The 14,020-nt window shown below is 70.5% G+C and carries 12 protein-coding genes; 6 read left to right on the forward strand and 6 right to left on the reverse strand.

All coding sequences use genetic code 11. The features are described from left to right. Nucleotides 1-52: 52 nt before the first annotated feature. The 4 genes from ACZ6YG_RS10935 to ACZ6YG_RS10950 all read right to left on the reverse strand — a co-directional run bounded on the left by ACZ6YG_RS10935 (nt 53) and on the right by ACZ6YG_RS10950 (nt 4,462). On the reverse strand, nt 53-1,423 hold the full coding sequence (locus ACZ6YG_RS10935; protein ID WP_466017846.1) for a sensor histidine kinase: 1,371 nt from the start codon (nt 1,421-1,423) through the stop codon (nt 53-55). Next, nucleotides 1,420-2,097, reverse strand: coding sequence for a response regulator transcription factor (locus tag ACZ6YG_RS10940; RefSeq protein WP_148032249.1), 678 nt, complete (start codon nt 2,095-2,097; stop codon nt 1,420-1,422). Before ACZ6YG_RS10940 ends, ACZ6YG_RS10935 begins: the two co-directional genes overlap by 4 nt. A gap of 268 nt (nt 2,098-2,365) precedes the next feature. Continuing rightward, a complete protein-coding gene (locus tag ACZ6YG_RS10945; RefSeq protein ID WP_466017847.1) occupies nt 2,366-3,559 on the reverse strand; it encodes an NAD(P)/FAD-dependent oxidoreductase in 1,194 nt (397 codons plus the stop codon). A 51-nt stretch (nt 3,560-3,610) separates the two neighbouring features. Further along, complete coding sequence (locus tag ACZ6YG_RS10950; protein WP_466017848.1) at nt 3,611-4,462, reverse strand: SDR family NAD(P)-dependent oxidoreductase; 852 nt, start codon at nt 4,460-4,462, stop codon at nt 3,611-3,613. Nucleotides 4,463-4,691: 229 nt separating this feature from the next. On the opposite strand from ACZ6YG_RS10950, the gene ACZ6YG_RS10955 reads away from it, so the two are divergent. Next, a complete protein-coding gene (locus ACZ6YG_RS10955; RefSeq protein ID WP_466017849.1) occupies nt 4,692-5,633 on the forward strand; it encodes an RNA polymerase sigma-70 factor in 942 nt (313 codons plus the stop codon). A 64-nt stretch (nt 5,634-5,697) separates the two neighbouring features. Further along, on the forward strand, nt 5,698-6,921 hold the full coding sequence (locus ACZ6YG_RS10960; protein WP_397196967.1) for a cytochrome P450: 1,224 nt from the start codon (nt 5,698-5,700) through the stop codon (nt 6,919-6,921). Between the two features lie 309 nt (nt 6,922-7,230). On the opposite strand, the gene ACZ6YG_RS10965 is transcribed toward ACZ6YG_RS10960, so the two are convergent. Both ACZ6YG_RS10965 and ACZ6YG_RS10970 read right to left on the reverse strand, forming a co-directional pair. Continuing rightward, a complete protein-coding gene (locus ACZ6YG_RS10965; RefSeq protein WP_466017850.1) occupies nt 7,231-8,562 on the reverse strand; it encodes a lectin in 1,332 nt (443 codons plus the stop codon). A 312-nt stretch (nt 8,563-8,874) separates the two neighbouring features. After that, complete coding sequence (locus tag ACZ6YG_RS10970) at nt 8,875-9,645, reverse strand: FadR/GntR family transcriptional regulator (RefSeq protein ID WP_466017851.1); 771 nt, start codon at nt 9,643-9,645, stop codon at nt 8,875-8,877. A gap of 167 nt (nt 9,646-9,812) precedes the next feature. On the opposite strand from ACZ6YG_RS10970, the gene ACZ6YG_RS10975 reads away from it, so the two are divergent. The 4 genes from ACZ6YG_RS10975 to ACZ6YG_RS10990 are packed head-to-tail and all read left to right on the forward strand — an operon-like array spanning nt 9,813 to nt 14,004. Continuing rightward, a complete protein-coding gene (locus ACZ6YG_RS10975; protein WP_466017852.1) occupies nt 9,813-11,051 on the forward strand; it encodes an ABC transporter substrate-binding protein in 1,239 nt (412 codons plus the stop codon). A 55-nt stretch (nt 11,052-11,106) separates the two neighbouring features. Then, a complete protein-coding gene (locus ACZ6YG_RS10980) occupies nt 11,107-12,000 on the forward strand; it encodes a carbohydrate ABC transporter permease (protein ID WP_466017853.1) in 894 nt (297 codons plus the stop codon). Further along, entirely contained in the window at nt 12,000-12,827 is an 828-nt protein-coding gene (locus ACZ6YG_RS10985; protein ID WP_466017854.1) for a carbohydrate ABC transporter permease, read from the forward strand. The genes ACZ6YG_RS10980 and ACZ6YG_RS10985 overlap by 1 nt, the downstream gene beginning before the upstream one ends. Before the next feature lie 25 nt (nt 12,828-12,852). Further along, nucleotides 12,853-14,004, forward strand: coding sequence for a mandelate racemase/muconate lactonizing enzyme family protein (locus ACZ6YG_RS10990; RefSeq protein WP_466017855.1), 1,152 nt, complete (start codon nt 12,853-12,855; stop codon nt 14,002-14,004). Nucleotides 14,005-14,020 lie beyond the last annotated feature (16 nt).

Below are 14,020 nucleotides of genomic sequence, written 5' to 3' on the forward strand. Positions count from 1 at the left end.
GGTGATGGGACAGGGGCGATGATGGCGGGCGTCCTTGGCAAATCTCTGGCAGTCACTCCAGCCACGAGCGGGCGCGGCCGGTCCCGCCTGCCGTGGGCAGCCGGATCTCGAAGCGGGAGCCGGTCACGGTGGCGGCGCCGCCGTGCAGCTCGGCCTGCTGACGGACGAGCGTCAGGCCGAGGCCGGAGCCGGGACTGCCCGGACGGCGGCGGAACCGGGCGAACACGGCTTCACGCTCCCCGGCGGTGACGCCGGGGCCGCCGTCGGCGACGGTGAGGACCGCGGTCGCCCCGTCGAGGGCGAGTTCCACGGTGATCGGGGGCTCGCCGTGCCTGGCGGCGTTGTCGAGCAGGTTGCCGGCGATCAGCCGGAGCCCCTCGGCCCAGCCGCGCACGGTCACGCCGTCCGCCACGGACTCGGTGATCGTCGCGCCGGGGTGGCGGCGGCGGGCCGAGGCCGCGGCTTCGCGCACGATGCCGCTCAGGTCGGCGGGGGCGGAGGTCGCGGGGTCGAGCAGCTCTCCGGCGGCGAGCTGGCGGAGCACGGTGATGAGCCGCTGGACGCGGGCGTGCTCGGCGGTCAGGTCGGCGACGAGTTCGTCGCGATCGGCGGGGGTGAGGCCGGGGTGGTCGAGCTGGGCGAGGTTGGCGCCCATGCTGGTGAGCGGGGTGCGCAGCTCGTGCGCGGCGGTGGCGGCGAAGGCGCGGGCGGTGTCGAGCGCCTCGGCGGTGCGGGTCACCGCCGCGTCGCGCCGGTCCAGCAGGTCGTTGAGCACCCCGGCCAGGTGGTCGATCTCACCGACGCGGGACCCGGTGTCCAGCCGGACCCCCGTGCGGGCGGACGGCTCCGGCGGGGTGTCGAGGGCCGCGGCCTGCCGGCCGAGCCGGACGAGCGGTCGTACCGCGTACCGCCCGAGCGCCAGCCCGGCCGCCGCGCCCGCCGCGGCGCCGGCCAGCGTGACCGTCCACACCCGCCGGCGCAGCAGCGAGAGCTGGGCGTCGAGCCGTTCCCGCGGCTCGAACAGCCATAACCGGCTGCCCCGCCGCCCCAGGTCGGTGGCCACGTACCGCCACTCGCCCGCCCCTTCGGCGTGGTCGGCGGGGCCGTCGCCGGCGGGCGGACGCGCGGGCACGTCGCCGATCGTCAGCGGTTCCGCGCCGTGGACGTGCACGTACGCGCCCGTACCGACCGCGGCGGCCAGCCGCCGCTCCATGAAGTCCGGCGGCACGGCGGGCGCGACGCGGGCCCGCCAGGCGTACGAGGTGGCCATCGGCCGGAGCGCGTTCAGCCGCGCCAGCAGCCGTTCGTCGCGCTCGGCACGCAGATCGGCGGAGACCAGGGCCAGCACCAGCAGCCCGGCCAGCGACACCATGAGCGGGACGAGCACGGCCAGGCAGAGCGCGAAGCGGGTGGACAGCTTCACGCCGCCGGCGCCCGCAGGACGAAGCCGACACCGCGGACGGTGTGCACCATGCGGGGCTCACCCAGCTTGCGCCGGAGGTAGCCGACGAAGGTGTCGACGGCGTTCTCGGTGACGTCGAAGTCGTAGCCCCAGACCCGCTCCAGCAGCACCTCGCGAGACAGCACCAGGCCGGCGTTGAGCGCCAGCACCTCCAGCAGGTCGAACTCGCGCCGGGTCACCTCGACCTCGCGGCCGTGCATCGTCACCCTGCGCGCGGCCGGCTCGACGACCAGCGGCCCGACCCGTACCGCGGCGCCCGGGACGCGGCCGGCCCGGCGCAGCAGCGCGCGCAGCCGCAGCACCAGCTCGCCGAGGTCGAACGGCTTGACCACGTAGTCGTCGGCGCCCGCGGCGAGCCCGGCGACCCGGTCGGCCACGTCGTCCATGGCGGACAGCATGAGCACCGGCACGTCGGCCCCGCCGGACCGCAGGCGGGCGCACACATCGATGCCGGACAGGCCGGGCATGGACACGTCGAGCACGACCGCGTCCGGCCTGCGGACGGCGACGAGCTCCAGCGCCCGCTGCCCGGAGCCGGCGGTGTCGACGCCGAACCCTTCCAGCCGCAGCCCGCGCCGCAGCGCCCGCAGGATCGCCGGGTCGTCATCGACCGCGAGGATCTGGTGACCGGCCAACGACACCTCCAGGGGGAACAGCCGAGGGGCCCAGATCCTACTTCGTCAGGTCTGGAACACGGACAGGATGTTGGCCGCCGGGCCGGCGCCGCAACTCAGGTCGCCTGCGTGCACGACGCCCCGATCGTCGCCGTCGAAGCGAGCGTCACCCCAGGCCGTCAGAGCCGGACGGCGACAACTCCTGCGGCCGGCCGGCTTCTCCGGCCTCGAACCGGCTGGGGTCGATCAGCGGCGGGGTCGTCTACGTGGACCACACCCTATGAGGCGGCTACACGGCCGCCTTCGCGGCTGTCGCGTCCGGTGCGGCGGCCAGGCGGTGCTTGCGCCTGGGCATGCCGAAGGTCGGGTGCGAGGTGGCCCACAGCGCCATCCTGAGAATGACCGACTTGATCTGTGCGGACTTCCGGCCGCCCTGGTACTTCGCCCTCGCTCGCCCTTCGTCGTCGACCGCCTGCCGGATCCCATCCCGCCGCCCGAGGCTGATCTGGTTGTACGTGTAGACCAGCTTGGTGTGTGGGATCTTGCGGCCGGTCAGGCGTCCCACGATCGCCTCGATGGCCTGCCGGCTGGTGTAGCCGGCCGAGGCGCAGGACATCGGCAGCGGCCGGCCGTTGTCGCCGACGGCGCAGGCGCTGTCGCCGATGGCGTAGACGTCGGGGTGCGAGATCGACCGCATGGTGCGGTCGACGACGATCTGACCGGTCCCGGTGACCTTCAGCCCGGCGGCGGCGGCGACGGGGCTGACCGCGAACCCGGCCGTCCACACGGTCGCGTCGGCGGCCAGGGCGGTGCCGTCGGCGCACAGCACCCTGGTCGCTTCGACGGCTTGGACGCTGGTGTGCTCCAGGACGGTGATGCCCAGCCGGTCGCAGGCCTGCCGCAGGTGGCCGCGGGCTCCGGCCGAAAGCCGGGCGCCCAGCTGTCCGCGGGCGATGAGCGTCACGGACAGGCCGGGCCGGGATTCGGCGAGCTCGGTGGCGGTCTCGATGCCGGTCAGCCCGTCGCCGACGACCAGCACGCTCCCGCCTTCACCCCGTCTGTCCAGGCTGTCCAGGCGTTCGCGCAGGCGCAGCGCCGAGGGCCGGGCGGCGACGTCGAAGGCGTGCTCGGCCACGCCCGGCGCGCCTTCGACGTCACCGTGGCTGCCGAGCGCGTAGACAAGCGTGTCGTAGCCGAGTTCGCCGCCGGCGTCGGCCAGGGCGACGACCCGGCGCTCGGGGTCGACGGCGGTGACACGGGCCAGGCGCAGCCGTATCCCCGTGCCGGCGAAGACGTCGGCGAGGTTCGGAGTGTCGATCTCCTGACCGGCCGCCAACTGGGGCAGCCGCATGCGCTGGACGAATTCCGGCTCGGCGTTGACCACGGTGATCTCGAAGTCCGCCGGGGACAACCGACGGGCCAGGATCCCGGCCCCGTAGGCCCCGGCGTAGCCGGCGCCGAGGACGACGATGCGGTGCTTCATGTGGTGCTCCTGTCGGTTCGCTTGCTTGCGATGAGTTGGCTCGGCCCCGGGTCACCGATCTTCTTGATCGAGGTTGCCGTGAGCCTGCGCCGAAAGGTCCTGCCAGTCGGCCCAGGTCTTGAGCCGGTCGGCGTAGACCTGCTGGAGGATCGGGTAGAAGCCCTGGCCGAAGAGCACCCGCAGGGGCGGGTCGTCGGAGTCGACGATCTTGAGGAGGGCCTGGGCCGCGGCGGCCGGGTCGCCGGCGGGCTGCTTTCCCGCGAACGCGGCGATGCGCCGGCGAAGGCCGTCGTAGATCGGGTCGGGCTCGGCCAGGTGGCCGTTGTCGAGGGGATCGGGGTTCTTGCCGGACCGGGTGGCGAAACCGCCGGGCTCGATGACGGTCACCTTGATACCGAAGTCGGCGACCTCCTGGGCGAGGGATTCGTTCACGGCTTCCAGAGCCCACTTGGAGGCGCTGTAGGCGGCGCTGAGCGGCATGGCCATGAGCCCGGCGGCCGAGGACAGCTGGATGATGTGTCCCGAGCCCTGCTCGCGCAGGTAGGGCAGTGCGGCCTGGATCACCCACACCGCGCCGAACAGGTTGGTCTCCATCTGGTCGCGCAACTGCTGTTCGGTGATCTCCTCGACCGCGCCGACCTGGGCGTAGCCGGCGTTGTTGATGATGACGTCGAGACGGCCGAAGTGCTCGGCGGCCCGCTTCACACCGTCGAGGACGACGGCCTTGTCGGTCACGTCCAGCTCCAGTGGAAGCACCGCGTCGCCGTAGCCGGCGACCAGCTCGTCAAGGCTTGCGGCGGTACGGGCGGTCGCGGCCACTTTGTCGCCGCGCGACAGGGCGGCCTCGACGAAGTGGCGGCCCAGGCCGCGAGACGAACCGGTGACGAACCAGACCTTGCTCATGATGTCTTTCCGTTCCTTGTGAGATGGCGGTTGCGCGGTCACCCCGCAGCGGGGCCAAGGTGATCGCTCAGGGAGTCGGCACCCTGACGACCATGCGGCGTTCGCGCCCCGGACTTTGTGACAGTGCGGTGACGTGAGGTGTGTCACCCATCACGGGTGTCACACATCGGCAGGCGCCGGCGCCTTATGCATAGAGCAGCAGTCGCGAATGAGCGGGCAGGAGCCAGGTATGCGGGAGCGCAGGGACGCGACGACGGGCGCAGCCGAGCCGATGGCCGGTGGCGGTCAGATGGGCCCGGCCACCGAGGTGTTCCTCGCCCATCGCAACCTGCTGTTCACCGTCGCCTACGAGATGCTCGGCTCGGCGGCCGACGCCGAAGACGCCCTGCAGGAGACCTGGCTTCGGTGGGTCAAGGTCGACCTGGGACAGGTGTCCGACCAGCGCGCCTACCTGATACGGATCGCCACCCGGCGCTCGCTGGATCGGCTGCGCACCATGAGGCGTCTCAAGGAGGACTACGTCGGCTCCTGGTTGCCCGAGCCACTGCTCACCGCGCCGGACGTGGCCGAGGACGTCGAACTGGCCGAGAGCGTGTCGATGGCGCTGATGCTCGTCCTGGAGACGCTGTCGCCGACCGAGCGGGCCGTCTTCGTGCTGCGCGAGGTCTTCGCCATCGGCTACGAGGAGATCGCGGCCGCCGTCGGCAAGACGCCGGGGACCGTACGCCAGATCGCGCACCGGGCCCGCCGGCACGTCGACGCCCGGCGTCCTCGCGAGGTGGTCTCCCCGGGCCAGGCCCGGGCGGCTCTGGAGTCGTTCCGGCGCGCGTTGGAGACCAGGGACCTGCAGGGCCTGCTCGACGTGCTCGCCCCTGAGGTCGTTCTGGTGAGCGACGGCGGCGGCGTCAAGCAGGCCGCGCCGCAGCCGATCATCGGCGCGGGCAAGGTGGCCCGCATGATCGTCAGCGGCCTCGGCAAGGCGCAGGTCACGCTCACCAGCGAGCCCACCGTGGTCAACGGCAACCCGGCGCTCCTCCTGCGCGTGGACGGCGAGATCGACGGCGTCATAGCAGCCCGGGTCGAGGACGCCCGCATCACCGGCCTCTACTACGTCCGCAACCCCGACAAGCTGACCCGCATCGCATCCGAGATCCCACTCACCCTGCGATGAACACCGGCGGAACAGCCCACACCGCCTCCGGCTTCATCCCGGACTTTTTACCAGGAGGTTCTTCATGACGAACAGCGTCGCCGGCGAACGCGCCGACCTGGAAGTGCCTGTCGAGCGTGGCTGCCCCTTCGCCCCGCCCGCCGCCTACGAACGGCTGCGCGAGCGGGCACCGATCAGCAGGGTCCGCCTGACCAGCGGCGGCGAGGCGTGGTGGGTGTCCGGGCACGAGGAAGGCCGTGCCGTCCTCGCCGACCCCCGCTTCTCCTGCGACAAGCGCAAGGACGGCTTCCCGCTCTTCACCCTCGATGCGGCGACCTTGCGGCAGCTCCGCAGCCAGCCGCCGTTGATGCTCGGCATGGACGGCGCGGAACACGCCGCGGCCCGCCGCCCGGTGATCGGCGAATTCACCGTCAGGCGGCTGGCCGCGCTGCGCCCACGGATCCAGGACATCGTCGACCGCTTCATCGACGACCTGCTCGCCACCGACCAGCAGCCGGTCGACCTGGTCCAGGCGCTGTCCCTGCCGGTGCCCTCCCTGGTGATCTGCGAACTGCTCGGCGTCCCCTACAGCGACCACGACTTCTTCCAAAGCCGCACCACCATGATGGTGAGCCGGACCTCCCTGGAGGACCGGCAGCGAGCCTTCGCCGAACTGCGCGCCTACATCGACGACCTGGTCACCCGCAAGGAGTCCGAACCCGGCGACGACCTGTTCAGCCGGCAGATCGCCCGGCAACGCCGGCAAGGTGCCCTCGATCACGCGGGCCTGGTGAGCCTGGCCTTCCTGCTGCTGACCGCCGGACACGAGACCACAGCGAACATGATCTCGCTCGGCGTGGTCGCACTGCTCACCCACCCGCAGCAACTCGCCCTGATCACCGCTAATCCGGACAAGACACCCATGGCCGTGGAGGAACTGCTGCGCTACTTCACCATCGCCGACGGAGTCACCTCCCGGGTGGCCATCGAAGACGTGGAGATCGGCGGGGCGCGTATCAAGGCCGGCGAGGGCGTCATCGTCTCGGCCCTGTCGGCCAACTGGGACCCGGCGGCGTTCAAGGACCCGGCCGAACTGGACGTCGAACGCGGGGCCCGCCACCACCTCGCCTTCGGCTTCGGCCCGCACCAGTGCCTCGGCCAGAACCTGGCCCGGATGGAACTGCAGATCGTCTTCGACACGCTGTTCCGCCGCGTCCCCACCCTGCGGCTCGCCACACCGGCCGAGCACCTGCCGTTCAAGAGCGACGCCGTCGTCTACGGCGTTCACGAACTCCCGGTCACCTGGTGAGCAGGACATGGTGCGGATCACAGCCGACACCGGACCCTGCGCCGGCTCCGGCCCATGCGTCCTGAACTAGGCAGGGCACCGTCCGGAACGCAGCCTCCACTCGCCCGGACTTGCCGAACAGGAGCGGGACGAAGGTGTCGGCTCCTGGGCCACACCCAGGAGCCGACACGCTCCTGGGTGTGGCCCAGGTAGAGCTCGGCAGGACGTACCCGCCGGCGGAGATGTGGTGGGTGCGGGCGTCGATGATGCGGTCGGTGGAGGTGAGCGGGGGGCGGTGGCTCGCCCCGGCGGTGGCGCCTTCGCGGACCGTCAGGCGCGGGTCCACTTCTGGTTGGTGCCGCCGTGGCAGGTCCAGATCTGCGTCCTGGTGCCGTTGGCGGTGCCGGCGCCGCTGACGTCCAGGCACTTGTTCGCGCCGACCGCGGTGATGCTGCCGTCGGTGTTGAGGCGCCACTTCTGGTTGTTCTGGCCGTTGCAGTCCCAGATGATCACCGCGGTGCCGTCGGCCGTCGCGGCCCCGTTCACGTCCAGGCACTTGCCGCCGTACACCCGCAACTCGCCGGCGCTGGTGACGGTCCACTGCTGGTTGGGCTGGCCGTTGCAGTCCCAGATCAGCACCTGCGCGCCGTTCGCCTGGGAAGCGCCGTTGACGTCCAGGCAGCGGTTCGACCCGACACCCCGCAGCGCGCTCGTGTCGGGCGGATTCGGGTCGCCGCCTCCCAGTTGCGTGAAGAAGTTCCAGACCACGGGCCTGGTCCAGGAGTTCTCGCCGGGTTCGAAGTCGCCAGGCCTCCCGTCCACGGGACCGGGGGTGTGGCCCGCGTCGAACGCCGCCCATGCCACCGGATACCCGGTCCGGCATCCCGAGTAGTAGGTGACGATGTGCGTCAGGCTGCCCTGCGCGGGCTCCTGCGGGTTCTGGGGTGTGCAGCCGTTGTTCCTGACGAACCTGTCACGTAGCGACCGGCCCGCGGAGATGTTGAGCACCGAATCCCTGAGGCCGTGCAGCCCGATGTACGCGACGGGCTCCGTGCCGCCGCTGCAGCCGCTGAGCTGCGCGCCGGCGTAGACCGCCACCGCGCGGAAGACCGTCGCCCGGGCGCACGCGAGCGCGTAGCTCATGCCGCCGCCGTAGCTGAAGCCCAGGGCGAAGCGCTGTGCGGTGTCCACGCAGAGGTCCGCCTCGATCCTCCGGATCATGTCGTCGACGAAGGTGACGTCCTCACCGCCCGAGTTGGCCCAGCCGTTGTTGAGTCCCTGAGGCGCGACGAAGATCGCGGTGCCGTTCGACAGCGCCCTGAGCCCGTAATAGGACCACGGATAACCACTGGTTCCGCCCGAGTCGACGTCGTTGGCGGTGCCGCCGTTCCAGTGGAATCCGAAAATCAACCGGTAGGGGGTGGTGTTGTTGTAGCCGTCTGGAATTCTCAGGACGAAGCTTCGATTTCTGCCGTTCGTGGTAATCGATTGGGCGCCGCTTCTGAGGGTCGGGGTCTTGCCGCATCCCGCGGTGGGCGCGAGGGCGCTCTGTTGCGCGCGCGACGGGGTCGCGCTGTCGCCCAGCGCCGTCTGCCCCGTGGTCGGAACGACGAGCAGTGCCGCCGACGCGATGGCGGTGAGGAGGAGCCTGAGCCTCGACATCACGCGATTTCCTTTGCCGTTGTGGTGGTGCCACACGTGAATGGGAAGTAGTCGAGAATTTAATGTGTTAGCGCTAACGCAATAGCGCTGGAATCGGTTCTCCTTTCTTTCGGGCGGCTGATGGCGATGGTGCAGCGGAGCAAATATGACCGTGACAAGACCTGTCAAGGCCCGGCCCGCCCGACGTCGAGAACCCTCGCCCGGGGAGATCCCGCCGCTCCTCCGCCTGACCAGGACAAGCTGCCGCGGCCACCGCTGATCTGCCGCGATGAAACTTTCAGATCGTCCGGGTGCCCGAGCGGGGTGTCCGTGCTAGCGCTGCAGCCGTACGGGATCGGCCGTCCCGCTGCGGCGGACGATCCAGGCGTCGGTGATGTGGCGGAACATCGCCTCGGCGGCGCCTTCGGGATCGTGCGCGGCGATGCGTTCGTAGATGCGGCGGTGGCCGAGGTTCGACGCCACGCACAGGGCCCGCTCGGTCCTGCCCAGGTAGCGGGCGGTGTTGACGACCTGGCCTTCGAGTGACCGTACGACGCCACGAGCGATGCGGTTGCCCGAGGCCCGCATGATGATGTCGTGGAAGGCGCGGTCGCTTTCGGCGTACGTGACCGGGTCGTCCACGAGCTCGTCCATGTGATCCACCAGCGCTCGTAGCTGATCTACGGTGTCCGGCCCGGCCAGGCGGGCGGCGACGTTGGCCATGTCGGACTCCAGCACGCGCCGGGTGACGACGAGGTCGTCGAGGATCGCCAGGCTCTCGTCCTCGGCGATGGTCGCGGTGAGGACGAGATCGTCGAGCATGTCCCAGGTCGCCGGGGGAGTGACCATGGTGCCGGAGCCCTGGCGGACCTGCACCAGCCCTTTCTCCTGCAGGATCTTCACCGCCTCCCGCACGACGGTGCGGCTCACGGAGAAGGTCTCGCACAGCGCGGGCTCGGGGGGCAACGGTGTCCCCGGCGGGTGCACACCGCGCACGATGCGCTCCACCAGCTCGGCGGTAACCGCTCTGGCGAGACTCGCCGGGCGGCGTACCCAGGCCGGTGGCGCCGGGTCACTGCCGGCCGTTTCCCGCGATGCCGTCATGTCGCCTCCGGTGGCCTGGCAGGTGACAGCGTCACCGCGGTCAGTATACGCACGATCCCTTGCCGTGAGACGTCATACGAATTACGTTTGACCGCAGACGGCCTGATCCGGCGGCCGCTCCCGGAAAGCGGGCAGCGATGAAGCACCGAGCGTTATGGTCGGCCCTGATGGTCGCGGCACTGGCCGTGGCCGGCTGTGGAAGCGCGACCCGGACGGGCACCCCGTCCGGGGACTCGCAGCGGAAGCTCGTGGTCTGGGACTGGAAGTCCGGTGAACCGGCCGCCGCGGCCTACGTCGAGAAGGCGAAGGCGGACTTCGCCAAGCGGCATCCGGGGGTCGCCGTCGAGTTCGTCGCCCAGCCGTACGACCAGTACTACACCCTGCTCGGCACGGCGAGCCAGTCGAACAAGGCGCCCGACGTCATGCTCTTCAACGGGGGTGGGCAGATCCGTGACCGGGCCGGCACGCTCCTTCCGCTGGACCGGTACGTGGCCGAGGACAGGAGCCGGCTGGCGGGCTGGGAAGCGTTCAGCGAGGACGGCAAGGTCTACGCCGCACCGGTGACCCTGCAGGGGCACCCGATCTACTACAACAAGACGCTCTACGAAGCGGCCGGCCTCGACCCGGCTGACCCGCCCAAGACCTGGAACGAGTTCGTCAGCGGCTGCGCCGCCATCAAGAAGACGACCGGGGCCGCCTGCTTCGCGCTCGGGAACAAGGAAGGCTTCGGCATCCAGTTCTTCCTGTCGGGCCTCGGATCCGGGATCCTCACGCCCCGGGAGTACGACGACTGGATCGCCGGAAAGCGCGACTGGACCTCTCCCCACGTACGGCGGATCTTCGAGCTGTGGAAGGACGCCGGCGACAAGGGGCTGAACAACCGCGGCGCCAACTCCACCGCGATGTTCACCGACATCTTCACAGTCTTCGAGACCGGAAAGGCCGCTCACATCATCGGGCTGATGTCGGATATCGGGCACTGGAAGGACTTCGGAGAGTTCCTGCCGCCCGAGAAGATCGGCGTCATGCGGGCTCCGGTCGTCACCGACGGAGCCACCCCGAGCCTTCCGTATGACGGCGGCATCGGCTACGCGGTCGCGAAGGGGACGAAGGACCCCGCACTGGCCGCCGATCTGGTGCGAGCCCTGACCTCGACCGACGCCTTGACGGCGTTCTACGCCGAGGCCGGCGCGATCACGTCCGACACCACGATCGACGTCTCGCGGGCCGGCCCGGCCGCCACCGCGATCGTCTCTGAGATCAGGACCGGCAGGCCCGCCCTGCACGTGGCGCTGTCGTCCAAGACCCTGGACCTGATGGGACGGCTGTCCCAGCAGCTCCTGAGCGGGTCGGCCACCGTGGACGAGGCGGTGGAGCAGCTGGCCGCCTCCGACCGGACGGGCTGACCGCGTGCCGATCGGAGGCCCGTCGCCGCCGGCCCGGCCGGCCGGTGGAGCGGCCGTGAAGCGACGAGCCCGTACGGCAGCCGGCACGGTGCGCGCCGAGCGCCTCGCGCCCTACGTCCTGGTGGCCCCGGCCGTACTGATCATCGTGGCGCTGCGGCTGTGGCCGCTGGCCCTGGGGGTCAACTTCTCCTTCACGGGCGATGGCGAGTACAACGGAACCTTCGTCGGGGCGGGCAACTACCTGGAGCTGGCCGGCGACCCGCTGTTCCACCTCTCGCTGCGCAACGTCGGGCTGCTGGTGCTGCTGCTTCCCCTGGCGGTGGCGATTCCGGGTCTGCTCGCGACCTTCATCTATCTGCGGGTGCCGGGCCACCGGGTCTACCGCAGCGTCTACTTCTTCCCGGCCGTGCTCTCACCGGTGATCGTCGGTGCGATCTTCAACCTGATGCTCGGGTACGAGGGCCCGTTGAACTCCGCCCTCGCGGCGATCGGCGCCGGCCCCGTCGACTGGCTGGGCGATCCGGGCATCGCCATGTTCACGGTGGTCGGCGTGCACATCTGGGCGACGTTCGGGATGGCCCTGGTGGTGTTCCTCGCGGGATTCAGCACCCTGGACGCCTCGCTGCTGGACGCCGCCCGCGTGGACGGCGCGTCACTCCGGCGGACCATCTGGCACGTGATCATCCCGAGCCTGACCCGCACCATTCAGTTCGTCTTCGTGACGACGATGATCGGAATGCTGACGTCCATGTTCGGCCTGCTCTTCGTCATGACCAGCGGGGGCCCGGAGGGGTCCACCTACCTGCCGGAGTATTACATCTGGCACCAGCAGGGACAGATGAACCGGCCGGCGCTCGCCTCGGCCGCCTCGACGGTTCTCTTCGTCGTCATGCTCGTGGTGGGGCTCCTGCAGATCACCCTGCTCCGTCGCGCCGGGAGGCAGGACTGATGCCCAGGACGCGTCCGGCCAGGTGGGTGGCCGCCGTTCCGATGGCCGCTCTCGCGCTGGCGACGATCTATCCTCTCGTGTTCACCGCCAACGTCGCGATGAAGACCCGCAGGGAATACATCCTCGACCGGTTCTCCCCAGCGGGTTCCCCGCGGTGGGACAACCTCACCGAGGCGTGGGCCGGCGCCGGAATGGCGGGGTACTTCGTCAACTCGTTCATCGTCGTGGCGTGCGCCGTGGCCCTGCTGCTGCTGTTGGGGTCGATGGCGGGCTTCGCGCTGGCTCGGCTCCGGTTCCGCGGTTCCTCGATGATCTTCCTGGGTTGTCTCGCGGGACTGTTCGTCCCGTTCCAGGTGATCATGGTCCCGCTCACCAGGGTCATGGCCGACAGCGGGCTCATCGACACCTATCCGGGGCTGATCCTGGCCTACGTCGCCCAGTTCCTCCCGTTCACCGTCTTCCTGATGACGAGTCACTACAGGACCATTCCGGCGGAGATCGTCGACGCGGCCAGGATCGACGGCAACACGGTGTACGGCGTGTACCTTCGGATCATGCTCCCGCTGGGCGCTCCGGCGCTGCTGTCGGTCGGCATTCTCGACGCCCTGTTCTGCTGGAACGACGTGCTCATCGCCCTGCTCATGATGCCGTCGCCGGAGAACCGCACCCTCATGATCGGGGTCAACGCCCTGCGCGGGCAGTATTCCGGCGACATCCCCGTCTTCGCCTCGGGTGTCCTGATCGCCGCGGTGCCCGTGCTGATGATCTACCTGTTCCTCCAGCGCCAGATCACCGACGGGATCACCGCCGGCTCCACGAAAGGCTGACATGCGGATCACTGGCTATCGCACCATGACGACGGTCCAGGAATGGGGTCGTCCCGTCGGTGACGTCAACGGTGTCTTCGCCGACGGAGTCGTCCCGGTGCCGCTCGTCATGGTGGACACCGACGAGGGGATCACCGGCGTCGGCCTCGGGCCGCATGTGGAGATCGACACGGTCTTCGCCGCGATCGAGGGTGAGGATCCGCGCGGCGTGACGGCGCTCTACGATCGCATGCTGCGGCGGACCTTCAAGGCGGGCCACGCCGGGGCCGTGTTCGGCACGATCGGCGCACTCGACACCGCCCTGTGGGACATCAAGGCGCGGGCGGCCGGTGAGCCGCTCTGGCGCCTGCTCGGCGGGCGCGACCGGGGGGTGCCCGCCTACGCCTCCGGCCTCGACATCGGCCTGTCCGACGACGAACTCGTCTCCGTCTACCAGGTCTACGCAGGGCACGGTCTGCGCGCGGCCAAGATCAAGGGCGGCCTCGACATCGAACGCGACCGGCACCGCCTCACGCTGGTACGGGAGGTCCTGACCGAGGCGGGGCGCGGAGCGCGGCCGGGCCTGATGCTCGACGTGAACGAGGCCTGGAACCGCAAGCAGGCGGTCCGGCACGTCTGCGAGCTCGAACGCACGCTGGATCTCACGTGGATCGAGGAGCCGGTGCGGCGGTGGGACGCCGACGGCCTGGCCGCGGTCGGCCGCGGGATCCGCGCCTCCGTCGCCACGGGGGAGAACCTCACCGGCCTTGAGCAGTTCCGCCCGCTGCTGGCCGCGGGCGCCGTGGACATCGTCCAGACGGCCGTCGTCTGGGGGGTGTCCCACTTTCTCCGGGTGTCCGCGCTGGCGCACGCCCACGACCTGCCGGTCAGCCCGATCGGCGCCACGCCCGTCGCGCTGCTGCACGCCGCGACGTCGGTGCCGAACCATCTGGCCAGCGAGCTGCAGGATCTGCACCCGCCGTTCGGGCTGTCGCTCGACCTGTACGTCGAGGACGGCGCGTTCGTCCTCGGCGACTCGCCGGGTCTGGGCATCACGGTCGATGAGCAGGCGATCAACGCGTTCGCCCGCCGTCCGGACACCAGGGCGGCCGAGGGCCCCCACATCCGGCCGGAGCACGCCGGGCGGCGGCTGCTGGCGGTCGACGACCGCTCACCCGCGACGCGGTCTCCGGGATGAGCCGGAGCCGGGCGCC

The sequence above is a fragment of the Nonomuraea sp. NPDC054003 genome (assembly GCF_055585125.1).

Coding starts and splice junctions, on each gene's coding strand:
- ACZ6YG_RS10945 (WP_466017847.1), bottom strand. CDS start 3,559: ATGAAGCACCGCATCGTCGTCCTCGGCGCCGGCTACGCCGGGGCCTAC.
- ACZ6YG_RS10950 (WP_466017848.1), bottom strand. CDS start 4,462: ATGAGCAAGGTCTGGTTCGTCACCGGTTCGTCTCGCGGCCTGGGCCGC.
- ACZ6YG_RS10955 (WP_466017849.1), top strand. CDS start 4,692: ATGCGGGAGCGCAGGGACGCGACGACGGGCGCAGCCGAGCCGATGGCC.
- ACZ6YG_RS10960 (WP_397196967.1), top strand. CDS start 5,698: ATGACGAACAGCGTCGCCGGCGAACGCGCCGACCTGGAAGTGCCTGTC.
- ACZ6YG_RS10965 (WP_466017850.1), bottom strand. CDS start 8,562: ATGTCGAGGCTCAGGCTCCTCCTCACCGCCATCGCGTCGGCGGCACTG.
- ACZ6YG_RS10970 (WP_466017851.1), bottom strand. CDS start 9,645: ATGACGGCATCGCGGGAAACGGCCGGCAGTGACCCGGCGCCACCGGCC.
- ACZ6YG_RS10975 (WP_466017852.1), top strand. CDS start 9,813: ATGGTCGCGGCACTGGCCGTGGCCGGCTGTGGAAGCGCGACCCGGACG.
- ACZ6YG_RS10985 (WP_466017854.1), top strand. CDS start 12,000: ATGCCCAGGACGCGTCCGGCCAGGTGGGTGGCCGCCGTTCCGATGGCC.
- ACZ6YG_RS10990 (WP_466017855.1), top strand. CDS start 12,853: ATGACGACGGTCCAGGAATGGGGTCGTCCCGTCGGTGACGTCAACGGT.